Origin of the sequence: Arthrobacter sp. 147(2020) (genome assembly GCF_013116715.1) — a bacterium.
GTDB lineage: Bacteria > Actinomycetota > Actinomycetes > Actinomycetales > Micrococcaceae > Arthrobacter_D.
Window position 1 is genome coordinate 73,217 of record NZ_JABFOM010000005.1, and the last position, 14,592, is coordinate 87,808.

The following is a 14,592-nucleotide window of genomic DNA, read 5'->3' on the forward strand; positions in this document are numbered from 1 at the left end:
GCTTACGGAGTGGGGTTGGTGACTACCGCTGGGTCCTTCTTGCCGTAGGGCATCCGCAGCCGCAACGAGTTCGGGTCCACGCGCAGAGCCATGTGGGTCCCCTTGCCGAGGGGGTCCCCGTCGAGCTGGATCTCCTGCGGCTCGTCCAACTGGATTTCGGCGCTCTTGCACTGGAAGTACTCCAGCGACGGGTCCTTGCCCTTTCCCCGGGCGAACAGCTTGCCCACGACGCCGAACCAGCCCAGCCGGCCGTGGGGGGCCACGGTCATGATGTCCAGCAGCCCGTCGTCAATCTTGGCGCCCGGGAAGATCTCCAGGCCGCCCATGATCTTGCCGCAGTTTCCGCCCATCACACTGCGCAGCCGGCGGGTGATGGTCTCGCCGCCGTCGAGAGTGATCCGGGTGCGGGCGGGTTTGCCGCCCAGGTTCCGGATGCCGGCGTCGACGTAGGCCAGCCAGCCCACCTTGTCCTTCAGGTCATCGCGGGTGTCAGCCATGATTGACGCGTCAAAGCCCAGCCCGGCCATCACCAGAAACACGTGGGACTCCTGGGCGCGGTCAACGTTCACATGGACGACGTCGACGTTGCGTTCAGTGCCGAAGAGGGCTGCCTTCGCGGCCTGCTCCGGATTGTCGACGGCAATGTCCAGGTTGCGTGCCAACAGGTTTCCGGTGCCGAGCGGGATCAGCCCCAGGGCGACCCCCGTGCCCGCCACCACCTCGGCGACACAGCGTACCGTCCCGTCACCGCCGGCGGCAATGACGACGTCGACGCCGGCGTCAACAGCCTCCTGAGCCTGGCCGCGGCCGGGATCGTCGACGGTGGTCTCCAGATACAGCACGTCTTCCCAGCCCTCAGCCGCGCAGAGCTCCGAGACGATCGCACGAATGTCAGCGCCGGTGTTCTTGACCGGGTTGATGATCAACGCGGCGCGCTTGGCCCGGGTGTCGGAGGGCTGGGTCATGATGTCCTTCTCGGATGGAGGGGGAGGGATGGTGCACACTGCACAAAAGAAGTTGTCAGCATACTTGCTACCTACCTTATCCCGCGGCGGGAGCAGGTAGCCTCGTCTAGTGGAATTCTCTCAGCGTTACGTGGCCCTTGGCGATTCATTTACCGAAGGTGTCGGCGACTGGCACGCCGCCAGCCCCAACGGGGTGCGGGGGTGGGCCGACCGGGTGGCCGAGCAGCTGATCCTCGCCGACAGCACGTGGGGCTACGCGAACCTCGCGGTCCGCGGCAAGAAAGTGCGCCAGGTGCTCGATGAGCAGGTGGACCGGGCCCTCGCCCTGGAGCCCACACTGATCACCCTCTACGCCGGCGGCAACGACATCCTGCGGCCACGGATCGACATCGACGCGCTAATGTCAGCGTACGACGACGGCGTGGGCCGGCTGGCAGGCTCAGGGGCCGCCGTCGTGCTGTTCACCGGATTCGACTCGGTGGGTTCAGCGGTGTTCGGGAAGACCCGTGGCCGGACCGCCATCTACAACGAACTGGTCCGTGAAATCGCCGACCGCCACCACGCCGACGTGGTGGACTACTGGCGGTTCAGGGAGTTCCAGAACTGGGGTTACTGGGACACCGACCGGATGCACATGTCCTCCGCCGGCCACACCCTGATGGCCAAACGGGTCCTCGAAGTGCTGAGGGCCTCCCACGAGATCGACCTGCCCGAACTGGACGCTGCGCCGGCCGCGTCGCGGATCCACCAGTTGCGGGCTGACGCCCAGTGGGCGCGGGACTACCTTTCGCCCTGGGTGGGCCGCCGGCTGCGCGGCGTCTCATCAGGGGATGTGCTGACCGCAAAGTACCCGGAGCTGACCCGGCCGGTGTGGGAGTAGCAGCCGAAGCCAAGGCGGGCGCGGTCCGGGGGCGCGGTGTGTGCCAGAATGACCAGATGAATGGTGTCAGGTGGTTGAATCCCGAGGAGCGGCAGGCCTGGCTGGCGCTTTATGCGGTCACCACCATCCTTCCGGGATCCCTGGACGGGCACTTGTTCCGACAGGCAAAAATCACCCTGTTCGACTACCACGTCCTGGCGATGCTCTCCGAGGCTGACGACCTGACCCTCGCCATGAGTGACCTCGCGGCACGGTCGAACGCCTCCCTGTCCCGGCTCAGCCACGTGGTGAAGAAACTGGAGGGGCGCGGCTGGGTGTCCCGCACCCCCAGCACCGTCGATGGCCGCGTGACCACCGCCACCATCACGCGGGACGGGATGGAGAACCTCAAGGTCCTCGCCCGCAAGCATGTGGAGCACGTGCGGCAGGCGGTCTTCGACGCGCTGACCGACGACGACGTCCGGGACCTGGAGCGGATCGGGAAGAAGATCCTCGCCAGCCTCGATGACACCCACTGGATCCTCGACCAACCCTCACCAGGAGCACAACCATGAAGCCACCCTCAGTCCTCGCCATCGTCTTGGCCGGAGGATCAGGCGGTCGCCTGGGAACGTTAACCGACAGGCGCGCCAAGCCTGCCCTGCCCGTCGCCGGCAGTTACCGTCTGATCGACATTCCGCTGTCCAACCTGCACCACAGCGGGTTTTCGGATGTCTGGATGGTGCAGCAGTACCAGCCGAACTCGCTCAACGACCACCTGGCCAACGGCAGGCACTGGGATCTCGACCGGACCAACGGGGGGCTGCGGGTGATGCCCCCGTTCGAGGGACGGGACGGTGAAGGGTTCGCCGACGGCAACGCCGACAGCCTGTACCGGCAGGCGGCCTTCATCAGGGAGTTCAACCCCGACCTGGTGCTGCTGCTCAGCGCCGACCACCTGTACCAGCTGGACTTCCGCGACGTCGTCCAGACCCACCTGGACGCCAAGGCCACCGCAACGATCGTCACCACACGGTTCGACGGCGACGCCTCCGCCCACGGGGTCGTCGAGGTTTCCGGGGGTGCAGTGACCGGCTTCGAGTACAAGCCCGACACACCGAAAACCGACCTGGTCGCCACCGAGGTGTTCCTGTTCGACGCCATGCACCTGCTGGATACCCTCGAACTGTTGGAGAAGGAAGAGGGCGGGCTCGACGACTACGGGGACCAGCTGCTGCCCCACCTGGTGGAACACTCAACAGTGGTCGAGCACCGCCTCGAGGGGTACTGGTTGGATCTCGGCACCCCCGAGAACTACCACCGCGCCCACATGGAACTGCTCGACGGCGATGGTCTGCGGTTCGACGACCCCGACTGGCCCATCATCACCGGCAGCCCCCGGCGCGTACCGGCGTTCGTGGGGAAGGGCGCGGTCGTCACCGACTCGATGCTGGCACCCGGAAGCCGCATCTTCGGTGAGGTCACCCACAGCGTGATCGGGCCCGACACCGTGGTGGAGGCTGGCGCCGTCGTCGTCGATTCAATCCTGCTGGACGGGATCGTCGTCCCGTCAGGGGCTCGGGTCCACCGCTCGATCGTTGACTCCGGTGCCACGCTCGACGACGGCGCCCGGATCGGCAGCGACGACGCCGTGACGGTAGTCGATCGCGACGGCGACACCACCAGCGATTAGCCATAACTGACGCCAGCTCCTAGAATGGAAAGGCATCAGGTGGCGGAGCGTGCGCAATTGCTCCGATTTTCTGGGAATCATCTTCCGGGGAATCGGTAGTTAGGGGCTCAAGTTGCGCGAAAACCGCTAATAATCCCGACAGTCTCGGCTGTCGTTTTGGGCGCCCCTGGCCGCATTCCAAGGCGGGTAAGACTGCCGGTACCTAGGTACATTTCATTTAACTCTTTGGAGGATCGTCATGGCAGCTCACTGCCAAGTGACTGGAGCCGAGCCGGGCTTTGGGCACAGCATTTCCCACTCACACCGCCGCACCAAGCGCAGGTTTGACCCGAACATCCAGAAGAAGCGCTACTGGGTTCCGTCCCTGCGCCGCAATGTCACGCTGCAGGTTTCTGCCCGCGGCATCAAGACCATCGACGTGCGCGGTATTGACGCCGTCGTCGCGTCGATCCTGGCCCGGGGAGTGAAGCTCTAATGGCAAAAGATAAAGACGTACGCCCGATCATCAAGCTGAAGTCCACGGCCGGCACCGGGTACACCTACGTGACCCGCAAGAACCGCCGTAACGACCCGGACCGCATGGTTCTGATGAAGTACGATCCCAAGATCCGTAAGCACGTCGAATTCCGAGAGGAGCGCTAATCACATGGCTAAGAAGTCTAAAATTGCCCGCAACGAACAGCGCAAGGTAATTGTTGAGCGCTACGCTGCGAAGCGCCTCGAGCTGAAGAAGACCCTGGTTGACGCCAACGCAACCGATGAAGCCCGCGAAGAAGCACGCCTCGGCCTGCAGAAGCTTCCCCGCAACGCCTCACCAGTGCGCCTGCGCAACCGCGACCAGATCGACGGTCGCCCCCGCGGAACACTCCAGAAGTTCGGTATCTCCCGTGTCCGCTTCCGCGACATGGCTCACCGTGGCGAGCTGCCCGGTGTAACCAAGTCCAGCTGGTAACACCCGCTGGCTGGTAGCTACCAGTAACGCACGAGGACGACGACCCACGGGTCGTCGTCCTCATGCGTTAAGTCTCGTGCGTTAAGTCTCGTGCGTTAAGTTGGGTACGTCGGTGACCGAATCCCCGGCCTGAAAGGTCAACCCCGTGCCGCAGCAGAAACTGCTTCAACCGCCCATGCTGCTCCTAGCCGTCGGCGGGTTCCTTGCGGTCGCCACCGAGGTACTCCCCATCGGGTTGCTGCCCCTGATGGCCGAGGATCTGGGCGTCACCGAGTCATCGATCGGGCTGTTGGTCTCCGCCTATGCTGCCGTGGTGGTGTTCGCGTCGATTCCCCTGAACGCGTGGACCAGCGCTCTGCCGCGCAAGCCGCTGCTGGTGGGCCTGTTGGCAGGCTACGGCATCAGCAACGTGGTGCTGTGCCTGGCGCAGGACTATTCGATCGCCCTGACCGGGCGGGTACTCGCGGGAGCCTGCCACGCCCTGTTCTTCGCGGTGGTGTTCGGTTACGCCACCCGCTTGGCGCCGCCGGGGCGGATGGGCGCAGCCGTCGCCCTCGTCAACGCCGGAAACGCCGTCGCCATCGCGGTCGGGGTGCCGATGAGCACGTGGCTGGGCGCCACGGTGGGCTGGCGGTGGTCCTTCGGCTGCGCGGCGATCATCGCGCTGCTGCTCGCGGTGGGCGCCGCCGTGGTGATGCCGGCGATCCGCGGATCGGCGGTGTCCGGTGGGACGCAGCTGAAGGAAGCCCTCGCGGAGCCGGCCCTCCGGCGGGTAATCGTCGCGGTAGTGGTGATGATGACCGGCCAGTTCGCGCTGTACACCTTTATCACGCCGGTGCTGCTGCAGTCCGGGTTCACCGCGACCAACGTGGGGTTCGCCCTCCTCGCCTACGGGGGAGCCGGAATCCTGGGGCTGCTGCTGTGCAGCCGTTTCACCGACACGGCGCTCCGGCCCGCGCTCCTACTGTCCCTGCTGGTGATGACCGGCTGCTTCCTGGCGATCGCCCTCCTCGGGGGCGCACCGGGCTGGACCCTGGCCGTGGTGATCGTGTGGGGTCTGCTGTACGGGCCAGTGCCGTCCTACGTGACCACTGCGGCGCTGAGCGCCTCCCGCGACCACCCCGACACGGTGGCTGCCGTCCACAATTCGACCTTCAACATCGGGATCAGTGCCGGGGCACTCGTCGGAGCGCAAATGCTGTTGGTGAGCGATCCCTCCGGGATTGGATTCGCCGCGGCAGCGCTCACGCTGGTCGCACTGGCAGTCGTGTTCACGGGTGCCAGGCAGGGATTTCCGCGAAAGACCCCAAAATAGTGCCCTTTGGCACCTAAAATCCTTCAAAAAGACCGGAAACGACCGGAGTTTGATGCTCAAGCTGGTAAGTTTTCGCACAGAGGCTTTCAGAACCGTGAAGGCTTTACAAATAAACGGACAAGTCCAGGAGGACGTAAATTGGCAACGAAAGAAACCAAGAACCGCAGCGAACTGGTAGCAGAAGTAGCAGCGAAGGCTGACACCAGCCAGACCGCCGTTAACGGCGTTCTTGACGCACTGTTCGATGTACTGGCAACCTCAGCTGCCAACAACGTCAAGGTCACCATCCCCGGTTGGCTCGCTGTCGAGCGCACCGAGCGTGCCGCCCGCACCGGCCGCAACCCTCAGACCGGCGAGACCATCCAGATTGCAGCAGGCAGCAGCGTCAAGCTGACCGCCGGCTCCAAGCTGAAGGCTGCTGTCAAGTAGTCACACACGCCGTCCGCTAAGGACTGTAGGCCGCCACCCTTTCCGGTGGCGGCCTTCCCTTTTTAACCCTGCCGTCCCTTTTGCCCGGCCGGCCGCATCAGCCCCGGCACGTGGCAGAACCCCGCGGCGTCGGGAAATGACGTAAGCCGAATTGTTACCCCTTCTACGCAGGGTAGACAATAGGAAGCGTGGCTACGACAACCAAGGTGCCCCGGCCGACCGACCGCCCGGGAACGGATACCCCCGGGGTGAAGGTGGGCTGGCTGATTGCTGGCGGGGCCGCCGTCATCGTGGCACTGGTGCTGGCGCTCCTGTTCTCGGGTGCTGCGGGGCCGCGACAGCTTGGCGACCCGGGCCCGCTCACCCGCTGGGGGCTGCCCACGGCGAAGGCCTTGAACAACATCTCCGTGGCAGCGGTGATCGGGTCACTCGTCTTCGCCGTCATGATTCTTCCGCGCCGGGTCAGCCCAACCCACCGGCGCTCCGACGCCGGAAAGCCCGGCGAGGAACACCCCGCCTTCAGCGCGGTGATGACCCTCGCATCGGTTGCAGCGGTGTCATGGACCCTCTCCGCCGTCGGCGTGCTGCTGTTCACCTACTCGGACGCCGCGGGGCTGCCGCTGAGCAGCGACCCCGGCTACACGGAGGGCCTGGCGTCCTACCTCACCGACTTCGACACCGGCAGGGCCTGGCTGTCGACGGTCATGATCGCCGCCGTCGTGGCCACCATGACATTCGGTGCCCGATCCAGCGGGTGGCTGGCGCTGACCGGCATCCTGTCCCTGGTCGGGTTGATGCCGATGGCGCTGATCGGCCACTCCTCCAGCGGCGACGACCACTACGCCGCGATCAACTCGATCGCCCTTCATCTGGTGGGGGTCTGCCTCTGGATCGGTGGGATCACCGTCCTGGCCGTGATCGGTGGACGCCTGGGATCGCTCACCCCGAGCGTGCTGCGCCGCTTCTCCGCCCTGGCAGGATTCGCCTTCATCCTCGTGGTGTTCTCCGGGGTAATCAACGCGAGCCTGCGGATCGACAATCTGGGCCAGCTGGGCTCGGAGTGGGGCCTGCTGGTCACCTTCAAGACGATCGCCACCCTCCTGCTGGGCGGGATCGGCCTGATGCACCGGCAGTGGATCATCCCCCAGCTGGGCGGGGGGACAGGGTCACTCACCGGCGGCCAGCTCTCCGCACGGCGGGTCCTCTGGCAACTGATCGCCGTGGAACTGCTGATCATGGGCGCGGTGTCGGGAGTCGCCGTCGCCCTGGCGCGCACCGCACCACCGGTCAGCGACGAGATTGCCCCCGATGCGTCTCCGGCGAGGATCCTCACCGGCTACGAGTTGCCCCCTGAACTGACCGGTGCGCGGTGGCTCACCGAGTGGCGGTTCGACTGGCTGTGGGTCACTTTCGCCGCGGTGGTTGCCGTCGCCTACATCTCGGGTGTCGTGAAGCTCCGCCGGCGCGGGGACACCTGGTCCCTCCTGCGGCTGACCTGCTGGCTGATCGGGCTCGCGCTGCTGACCTACATCACCTCCGGCCCGCTCGCCGTGTACGGGATGGTGCTGTTCAGTTCCCACATGGTGGGCCACATGGCGTTGACGATGGTGGTGCCGCTGTTCCTCGTGCTCGGCGCCCCCGTCACGCTGGCGTTGAAGGCCCTGACGCCGCGCGGTGACGGCTCCCGGGGCATCCGCGAGTGGATCCTGGTGATCGTTCACTCGCGCGCCTCAGCCCTGGTGACGCATCCGTTGTTCGCGGCCGCGAACTTCGCGGGCTCCATTGTGATCTTCTACTATTCGCCGCTGTTCGGGTTTGCGATGCGCGAGCATGTGGGCCACGAGCTGATGTACGTGCATTTCCTCATCACCGGCTACATCTTCGTGCTGTCGATGCTCGGCTCGGACCCGGTGCCGCGCCGGGCGCCGTACCCGCTGCGGATCCTGCTGCTCTTCGCCACCATGGCCTTCCACGCCTTCTTCGGCGTCGCGCTGATGGGGTCGACGTCACTGCTCCAGGCCAGCTGGTTCGGCAACATGGGCCGTGACTGGGGCCCTTCGGCGCTCGAGGACCAGCAACTGGGCGGCGCGTTGACTTGGGGAATCGGTGAGATTCCGACGCTGCTGGTGGCGATCGGCGTGGCGATCATGTGGTCACGCGACGACGCCCGGGAGTCCAAACGGACCGACCGCGCCGCTGACAGGAATAACAACGCCGACCTGACCGCTTACAACAACATGTTCGCTTCGCTCGCGGAACGCGACAACCGCCGCGGTCCGGGTACACCGGGACCCGGTAAGCCAGCACCATCCCAGAAGCCTGACCGACCAGGAGCACGTGAATGACTGAGACTTCGATCCGCACCGACTACCGGGTGCGCGCCTCCGAACTGGTGGGCCGCAACTGGCTCAACACCGGTGGGCGCCAGCTCACCCTGGAGGACCTGCGCGGAAAAATCGTGATCCTCGACTTCTGGACCTTCTGCTGCATCAACTGCCTGCATGTCTTGGACGAGCTGCGCCCCCTGGAACAGAAGTTCAGCGACGTTGTGGTGACGGTAGGTGTCCATTCGCCCAAGTTCGAGCACGAAGCCGATCCGGACGCCCTCGCAGCCGCTGTTGAACGCTACGACATCCAGCACCCCGTCCTGGACGACCCCGAGCTAACCACCTGGCAGGCGTACACCGCCCGCGCCTGGCCCACCCTGGTGGTCGTGGACCCGGAAGGGTACATCGTGGCGCATCTCTCCGGTGAGGGCCACGCTGCCGGACTGGAGTCACTGGTCCAGGAACTCGTCGAGGAACACTCGGCCAAGGGAACCCTGCACCGCGGCGACGGACCCTACGTCCCCGCCGAGACCACCGCGGGTGACCTGCGCTTCCCCGGTAAAGCGGTACCCCTGGCCGGCGGAACCCTGCTCATCGGTGATACCGGCCACCACCGGCTGGTCGAGCTGGACGCTGACCTCGTCACCGTCCACCGCACGATCGGCTCGGGGGAGAAGGGCGCCGCTGACGGCACCGCCGCCGAAGCCCAGTTCAACGAGCCGCAGGGCCTCGCCGTCCTCCCGCCGGAGGTAGCGGAACAGGCCGGGTACGACGTCGTCGTCGCCGACTCCGTGAACCACCTCCTCCGGGGCGTGACCCTCGCCGACGGGTCGGTGCGCACGATCGCCGGCAACGGTGTGCAGCGGCTCCTCGATGCCGGAAACCACGTCAAGGCACGCCCTGCCGAACTGCAGGAGAGCCCCGACCAGCTGGGCGGGTACGACGGCGACACCCCCGAGGACGCCACCCCGCGCCTCACCGACACCCACCTGGGCACCGAACCGTTGCAGGTGTCGCTGTCCTCGCCGTGGGACGTGCTCTGGTCGACCGTTCTGGAACGGGTAGTGATCGCGATGGCGGGAACCCACCAGCTGTTTACTTTCGACCCGGTCACCGGCGCAGTGGACATCCTCGCGGGTACCGGGCTGGAGGGACTGCTCGACGGCGACGGCTCCGAGGCCTGGTTCGCCCAGTCCTCGGGACTCGCGGAGGACGCCGCCGGCAACCTTTGGGTCGCCGACTCGGAAACCTCAGCGGTCAGGACCCTGTCCTTCCCCGAGGTCAACGGCCGACGGCGTACCCAGGTGCGGACCGCTGTCGGGACCGGTCTGTTCGACTTCGGGTTCCGTGACGGTGCAGCCGAGCAGGCCCGGCTGCAGCACCCCCTCGGAATCACTGCGCTCCCCGACGGGTCGGTGGCCATCGCCGACACCTACAACGGTGCGGTGCGGCGCTTCGACCCTGTCACCGGACAGGTCTCAACCCTGGCACGCGGCCTCTCAGAGCCCTGTGACGTCCTGGTTGACCTCACACCCACTGCGTCGGGTAGCGAGCCGCTCCTGATCGTTGTGGAAGCCAACCGGCACCAGCTGGTGCGGGTGCCCATCCCCAAGGAGGCACTGGCCGTCGACGAAGGGGCTTCCCAGACGCAGCGCCCCCAGACACCCGTCGCACCGGGCACGCACGCGCTGACCGTCCGCTTCGCCGCTCCGAAGGGGCAGAAGCTGGACGACCGGTGGGGCGATCCCACCCAGTTGAAGATCTCCTCGTCCCCCGAGACGCTACTGCTTTCCGGCGGTGGAACCTCGGTAGGCCTGACCCGCGAGCTGGTGCTCAACGACGCGGTCACCGAGGGTGTCCTGCACATTACCGCGCGCGCGGCCGCCTGCGACGGTGAGCCGGGCGGCGAGATCCCCGACCACGCGGCCTGCCACCTGTACCAGCAGGATTGGGGTATCCCGGTGCGGCTGAGTTCCGAGGGCGAGACCGAACTGACGTTGGACCTCCGCGGGCTCGACTAGTCCGGCCTGCTAGTACTGGACGACCGGGGTGACGGTGACGTCGTCGTCGGTCACTGACAACCGGGCGGTGAAACCGAACTCGCGGGGGACCGTGACGGCCTCGATGGTGCCGGTGAACAGGTCCTGCAGCGAGGTGGTCAGTTCAGCGGTCCCCGCGAGCGGCTCCATCACCCAGCTGCCGTCAAACGGTTCGATGGCCACCGTGGGGTACTCGGTGATGGCCCACCGGATATCCCCGGCCACCCGGCTTTCGGTCTGGAAGTTGAACGGACAGTTGGCTGGCTGGAAGACGGTCTGAGCGGCGCACTCGTCGAGGAAGCGGCGCACCTGGGCATTGACCTCCTCCACCAGAACGTCGGTGGCAGCGGTGGCCAGGGCCATCTGTTGTCCACCCGCGCGCTCGGTCACCGCCACCGTCTGCGCGGGCGCCGCGAAGTATTCGCTGGTGTAGTGGGCTTCGAAGCCCCCCGGGTAGAACACGGCGAACTGGTTTCTGCCCTCCGGCATTGCCACGCGGGTGTCGTTGAGGGTGGCTTCGCCCTGGTTGATGACCGTGAGGTCGAGGGTGGGCAGCACCGTGGGCACGAACTCCCAGGTGTTGAAGAAGAGCCATTCGGTGCCGGTGCGTTCCAGTGGGAAGGTCGAGGAGTGGTCGGTGCCGCGGACCGTGTAGGTGACGGTCACGTCCGCCCGGTTGTCGCCGGCCGGTACCGCGTCGCCCACCACCACGTCCTCGACCGCAGCGGCTGACTGCTGCAGCGGAGCGCCGTCGAGCATTGCCGCGTTGGCGGCCGGCACCGAGGCGTTCAGCAGGCCCAGGGCCCGTTCGCCGTCGCCGTCGGCAAGCGCCTCGAGGTAGTCGTGCACCTGTTCCTCGGGGCTGAAAATGAACGAGTTGGCGACCACGACTGCCGTGATCGCGCCCGCGATCACCAGCAGCAGCCCGAGCAGCCAGGCTGCGAGGACTTTGATCACCGAGGACGTTTGCACGCTCAACACGTTACCTGTTGAGCGCCGGGTGCCTACCAACGGCGCCGGCTGCGCCTCCGCTGCGTCCCGAACAACCCGCGCGCCAACTCGGCCCCGATCGCTCCCGCCGCCTTCATCGCGAAGTCCATCAGTTCGTCGTTCTGAGCTCCGCCCGACGACGTCGGCGCACCCAGCGGTGGCGGTGTCATCGTGCGCGGGCGGGAGGCACGATCCGAGGGGGTATTCTCTGTCGGCGCGCCGAGGATGGATTCCTCGATCCGGCGGGCGTCGTCGTCGGCGCTGGATGTCGTGCGGGCACTGGCGTTGCCAGCCGGAAGCGTCGCAAGCTTCTCGGCTGCCGAGTGGCTGTCGACGGGTGTTACGTACCGACCCAGCAGCGGGGAGGCGCTCACAACCTTCTCGACCACGTTCGGCGCCGATGGCCCCATGGTTGACTCCGGGGAAGTCATGCGGGTCCACGCCACGGGAGTGGGTGCACCGCCGTCGTTCATGACCGTTACCACCGCCTCGCCGGTCCCCGCTGAGGTGAGAACCTCGGCTAGGTCATAGCCGCTCGTCGGGAAGGTGGACACGGTTGCCTTGAGCGCCTTCGCGTCGTCAGGGGTGAACGCCCGTAACGCATGCTGGACCCGGTTGGCGAGCTGGCCCAGCACGTCAGCCGGCACGTCCTTCGGAGTTTGTGTCACGAAGAAGATGCCGACGCCCTTGGACCGGATCAGACGAACCGTCGTCTGGATGGACCGGAGAAACTCTTTGGACGCGTCGTTGAAGAGCAGGTGTGCCTCGTCGAGGAAGAACACCAGTTTCGGTTTGTCCTGGTCGCCCACCTCGGGGAGGTCGGCGAACAGATCGGCAGCGAGCCACATGAGGAAGGTGGAGAACAGCTGGGGCGTGTGCAGGAGTGTGGGCAACTCCAGGCAGCTAATGATTCCTTTCCCGTCGTCGGTCACACGGAGGAGATCGGCCGTATCGAATTCCGGCTCGCCGAAGAAGTCAGTCATGCCCTGAGCTTCGAGCGTGATGAGCTTCCGGAGAATGACACCGGCTGTGCTCTTGGACAATCCGCCCAGCTCGCTCAGCGAGTCCTTGCCTTCGGCGGAGGTGAGATAGGCAATCACCGCCCGCAGATCGGCGAGATTGAACAGCTCGAGTCCCGCCCCATCGGCGTAGTGGAAAATCAGGGTGAGGCTCGACTCCTGCGTCTCATTCAGATCCATCACGCGGGACAGCAGCAGGGGGCCGAATGCCGAAATGGTGGCACGGATGGGAACCCCCACACCGTGCCCACCGAGCGCAAAGTACTCCACCGGGAAACTCTGTGCCGACCACTGCTGGCCCACACTCATGGTGCGAGCCAGCAGTTTCTCGGTGCCCGATCCGGGGGTGGAAAGTCCCGTCAAATCACCCTTGATGTCGGCGAGGAACACCGGTACCCCCTGGGCGCTGAGCTGTTCAGCCATCACCTGCAGCGTGATGGTCTTTCCGGTGCCAGTGGCACCGGCCACCAACCCATGGCGGTTCATCATGGCCAGAGGCAGCCGCACCTCCGCTTCGGGATGCGGTATGCCGTCGAGCAACGCCGCCCCCAGATGGATCGAGGCACCCTCGAACTGATAGCCGGAAATGATCCCGGCTATCAGCCCCGACTCCTCGGCGTCAGCCATGGCCAGCTGCTTAGACGTCAGCTGGCCGCAGCGTGCTTGCCGCCACCATTCTGATCGGTGCCGTTGCTCGCGCCGGCCTGCGAGCCGTCCGTGCCGTGGCCGTTTGCGCGGTCGGCCTCCTGAGCGGTGGCGATCTCCTCGGCGCGTTCCTCGCCTGCTTCGGCGGTGAGCGCGGCGCCAGCCTCGGCATCACGGGTGAGGTTCTCGCCGGACTCGGGATCGAACAGGTGCAGCTTGCGGGTGTCGAGCCAGATCTCCGCCTCGCGACCGCCGCGGATACGGCTGGCGGCGTCGAGCGTAACCACAATCTGGGGGCGCAGCTCATCGGCGTCCATCTCGCGGGCCAGGTTGTTGAGCAGCTCGCGCATTTCCGGGTCCGGGTTGAAGTTGATGTACCCGTACTGCTCGTTGCCGAGCCACTCGGTGTGGGTGAGGGTTGCGGTGAAGATCGAACCGTGAGGCAGCTTGGACTCCTCGACCAGTTTCGCGTCCTCGAAGAATTCGGGCCGCACGCCCACCAGGACAACCTTCTTGCCTTCGACTTTCGCCAGCTTGTCGGCGGGGACATCGAGCTCGCCGAGGACGGTCTGAAGTTTGCCGTTCTCGATGGTCGCGGGGATGAAGTTCATTGACGGTGAGCCAATGAACCCGGCCACGAAGAGGTTGCGTGGCTGCTCGTACAGTTCACGAGGGGAGGCGATCTGTTGCAGTTCGCCCATCTTCAGCACTGCTACCCGGTCACCGAGGGTCATGGCCTCGGTCTGGTCGTGGGTCACATAGACACTGGTGACTCCCAGACGACGCTGCATCTGGGAGATCTCCGAGCGCATCTGACCGCGCAGCTTCGCATCCAGGTTGGAGAGCGGCTCATCGAAGAGGAACGCATCAGCCTGGCGCACGATGGCCCGGCCCATGGCGACACGCTGACGCTGCCCACCGGACAGGTTCGCTGGCTTCCGCTGCAGGTGATCGGTGAGTTCAAGGGTGGCCGCGGCCTCGGTGACGAGCTTCTTGACCTGCTCCTCACTGTGCTTGCCTTTGGCGAGGCGCAGCGGGAAGGCAATGTTCTCGTACACCGTGAGGTGCGGGTAGAGGGCGTAGTTCTGGAACACCATGGCCAGGTTGCGGTCACGGGGCGCCTTGTCGTTCACACGCTCGCCGTCAATGAGCAGCTCTCCGTCGGTGATGTCCTCCAGGCCAACAATCATGCGCAGGAGGGTCGACTTGCCGCAGCCCGAGGGGCCCACCAGGATGATGAACTCGCCGTCGGCGATGTCGATGCTGATGTCATTGACGGCGGGGAACCCGTCGCCGTATTTCTTGACCAGGTTGTTGAGGGTAATTGAAGCCATTTTCTGGTGATCCTTTTCTATGTAT

Annotated in this window: 14 protein-coding genes; 10 read left to right on the forward strand and 4 right to left on the reverse strand. The window is 65.7% G+C overall.

Features of this window, described 5'->3' with window-relative positions; genetic code table 11:
- Positions 1–2: 2 nt before the first annotated feature.
- Positions 3–965 (reverse strand): diacylglycerol kinase family protein, encoded by a 963-nt coding sequence (locus tag HMI58_RS05605; RefSeq protein ID WP_171618430.1) that lies wholly within the window; start codon positions 963–965, stop codon positions 3–5.
- A 109-nt stretch (positions 966–1,074) separates the two neighbouring features.
- On the opposite strand from HMI58_RS05605, the gene HMI58_RS05610 reads away from it, so the two are divergent.
- The 10 genes from HMI58_RS05610 (at position 1,075) to HMI58_RS05655 (ending at position 10,561) form a co-directional block, all read left to right on the forward strand.
- Entirely contained in the window at positions 1,075–1,845 is a 771-nt protein-coding gene (locus HMI58_RS05610) for an SGNH/GDSL hydrolase family protein (protein ID WP_171618431.1), read from the forward strand.
- Between the two features lie 56 nt (positions 1,846–1,901).
- Positions 1,902–2,399, forward strand: coding sequence for a MarR family transcriptional regulator (locus HMI58_RS05615; RefSeq protein WP_171618432.1), 498 nt, complete (start codon positions 1,902–1,904; stop codon positions 2,397–2,399).
- Positions 2,396–3,517 carry a sugar phosphate nucleotidyltransferase gene (locus HMI58_RS05620; RefSeq protein ID WP_171584606.1) on the forward strand — a complete coding sequence of 374 codons (1,122 nt, stop codon included), beginning with the start codon at positions 2,396–2,398 and terminating at the stop codon, positions 3,515–3,517. The genes HMI58_RS05615 and HMI58_RS05620 overlap by 4 nt, the downstream gene beginning before the upstream one ends.
- 238 nt (positions 3,518–3,755) lie before the next feature.
- Positions 3,756–3,992, forward strand: a complete 237-nt coding sequence (gene rpmB, locus HMI58_RS05625; protein ID WP_019481733.1) for a 50S ribosomal protein L28 — start codon at positions 3,756–3,758, stop codon at positions 3,990–3,992.
- Entirely contained in the window at positions 3,992–4,159 is a 168-nt protein-coding gene (gene rpmG / locus HMI58_RS05630) for a 50S ribosomal protein L33 (RefSeq protein ID WP_019481734.1), read from the forward strand. The genes rpmB and rpmG overlap by 1 nt, the downstream gene beginning before the upstream one ends.
- Positions 4,160–4,163: 4 nt before the next feature.
- Positions 4,164–4,469, forward strand: a complete 306-nt coding sequence (gene rpsN, locus HMI58_RS05635; protein WP_171584607.1) for a 30S ribosomal protein S14 — start codon at positions 4,164–4,166, stop codon at positions 4,467–4,469.
- A gap of 145 nt (positions 4,470–4,614) precedes the next feature.
- Positions 4,615–5,784, forward strand: a complete 1,170-nt coding sequence (locus tag HMI58_RS05640) for an MFS transporter (RefSeq protein WP_171618433.1) — start codon at positions 4,615–4,617, stop codon at positions 5,782–5,784.
- Between the two features lie 138 nt (positions 5,785–5,922).
- A complete protein-coding gene (locus tag HMI58_RS05645; protein WP_019481737.1) occupies positions 5,923–6,213 on the forward strand; it encodes an HU family DNA-binding protein in 291 nt (96 codons plus the stop codon).
- A 188-nt stretch (positions 6,214–6,401) separates the two neighbouring features.
- Positions 6,402–8,558: a cytochrome c oxidase assembly protein gene (locus HMI58_RS05650; protein WP_171618434.1), complete on the forward strand. Its 2,157-nt coding sequence runs from the start codon at positions 6,402–6,404 to the stop codon at positions 8,556–8,558.
- A complete protein-coding gene (locus tag HMI58_RS05655; protein WP_171618435.1) occupies positions 8,555–10,561 on the forward strand; it encodes an NHL domain-containing thioredoxin family protein in 2,007 nt (668 codons plus the stop codon). Before HMI58_RS05650 ends, HMI58_RS05655 begins: the two co-directional genes overlap by 4 nt.
- A gap of 9 nt (positions 10,562–10,570) precedes the next feature.
- Here HMI58_RS05655 and HMI58_RS05660 read toward each other — a convergent pair whose 3' ends face one another.
- From HMI58_RS05660 to ugpC, 3 genes are read right to left on the reverse strand one after another with little or no spacing between them, the layout of a single operon-like run.
- Positions 10,571–11,551, reverse strand: coding sequence for a hypothetical protein (locus HMI58_RS05660; RefSeq protein WP_318779146.1), 981 nt, complete (start codon positions 11,549–11,551; stop codon positions 10,571–10,573).
- Positions 11,552–11,583: 32 nt separating this feature from the next.
- The gene (locus HMI58_RS05665) at positions 11,584–13,215 is read right to left on the reverse strand and encodes a helicase HerA-like domain-containing protein (RefSeq protein WP_171618436.1); all 1,632 of its coding nucleotides are present in this window, start codon (positions 13,213–13,215) and stop codon (positions 11,584–11,586) included.
- 17 nt (positions 13,216–13,232) lie between these two features.
- Positions 13,233–14,567 carry a sn-glycerol-3-phosphate ABC transporter ATP-binding protein UgpC gene (gene ugpC / locus HMI58_RS05670; protein WP_171584615.1) on the reverse strand — a complete coding sequence of 445 codons (1,335 nt, stop codon included), beginning with the start codon at positions 14,565–14,567 and terminating at the stop codon, positions 13,233–13,235.
- Positions 14,568–14,592: the final 25 nt, after the last annotated feature.

What these genes read in the sequence shown, in the direction of transcription:
- ugpC (WP_171584615.1), bottom strand. Translation starts at nt 14,567, where the DNA reads ATGGCTTCAATTACCCTCAACAACCTGGTCAAGAAATACGGCGACGGG.
- rpmB (WP_019481733.1), top strand. Translation starts at nt 3,756, where the DNA reads ATGGCAGCTCACTGCCAAGTGACTGGAGCCGAGCCGGGCTTTGGGCAC.
- rpsN (WP_171584607.1), top strand. Translation starts at nt 4,164, where the DNA reads ATGGCTAAGAAGTCTAAAATTGCCCGCAACGAACAGCGCAAGGTAATT.
- HMI58_RS05605 (WP_171618430.1), bottom strand. Translation starts at nt 965, where the DNA reads ATGACCCAGCCCTCCGACACCCGGGCCAAGCGCGCCGCGTTGATCATC.
- rpmG (WP_019481734.1), top strand. Translation starts at nt 3,992, where the DNA reads ATGGCAAAAGATAAAGACGTACGCCCGATCATCAAGCTGAAGTCCACG.
- HMI58_RS05620 (WP_171584606.1), top strand. Translation starts at nt 2,396, where the DNA reads ATGAAGCCACCCTCAGTCCTCGCCATCGTCTTGGCCGGAGGATCAGGC.
- HMI58_RS05655 (WP_171618435.1), top strand. Translation starts at nt 8,555, where the DNA reads ATGACTGAGACTTCGATCCGCACCGACTACCGGGTGCGCGCCTCCGAA.
- HMI58_RS05615 (WP_171618432.1), top strand. Translation starts at nt 1,902, where the DNA reads ATGAATGGTGTCAGGTGGTTGAATCCCGAGGAGCGGCAGGCCTGGCTG.
- HMI58_RS05665 (WP_171618436.1), bottom strand. Translation starts at nt 13,215, where the DNA reads ATGGCTGACGCCGAGGAGTCGGGGCTGATAGCCGGGATCATTTCCGGC.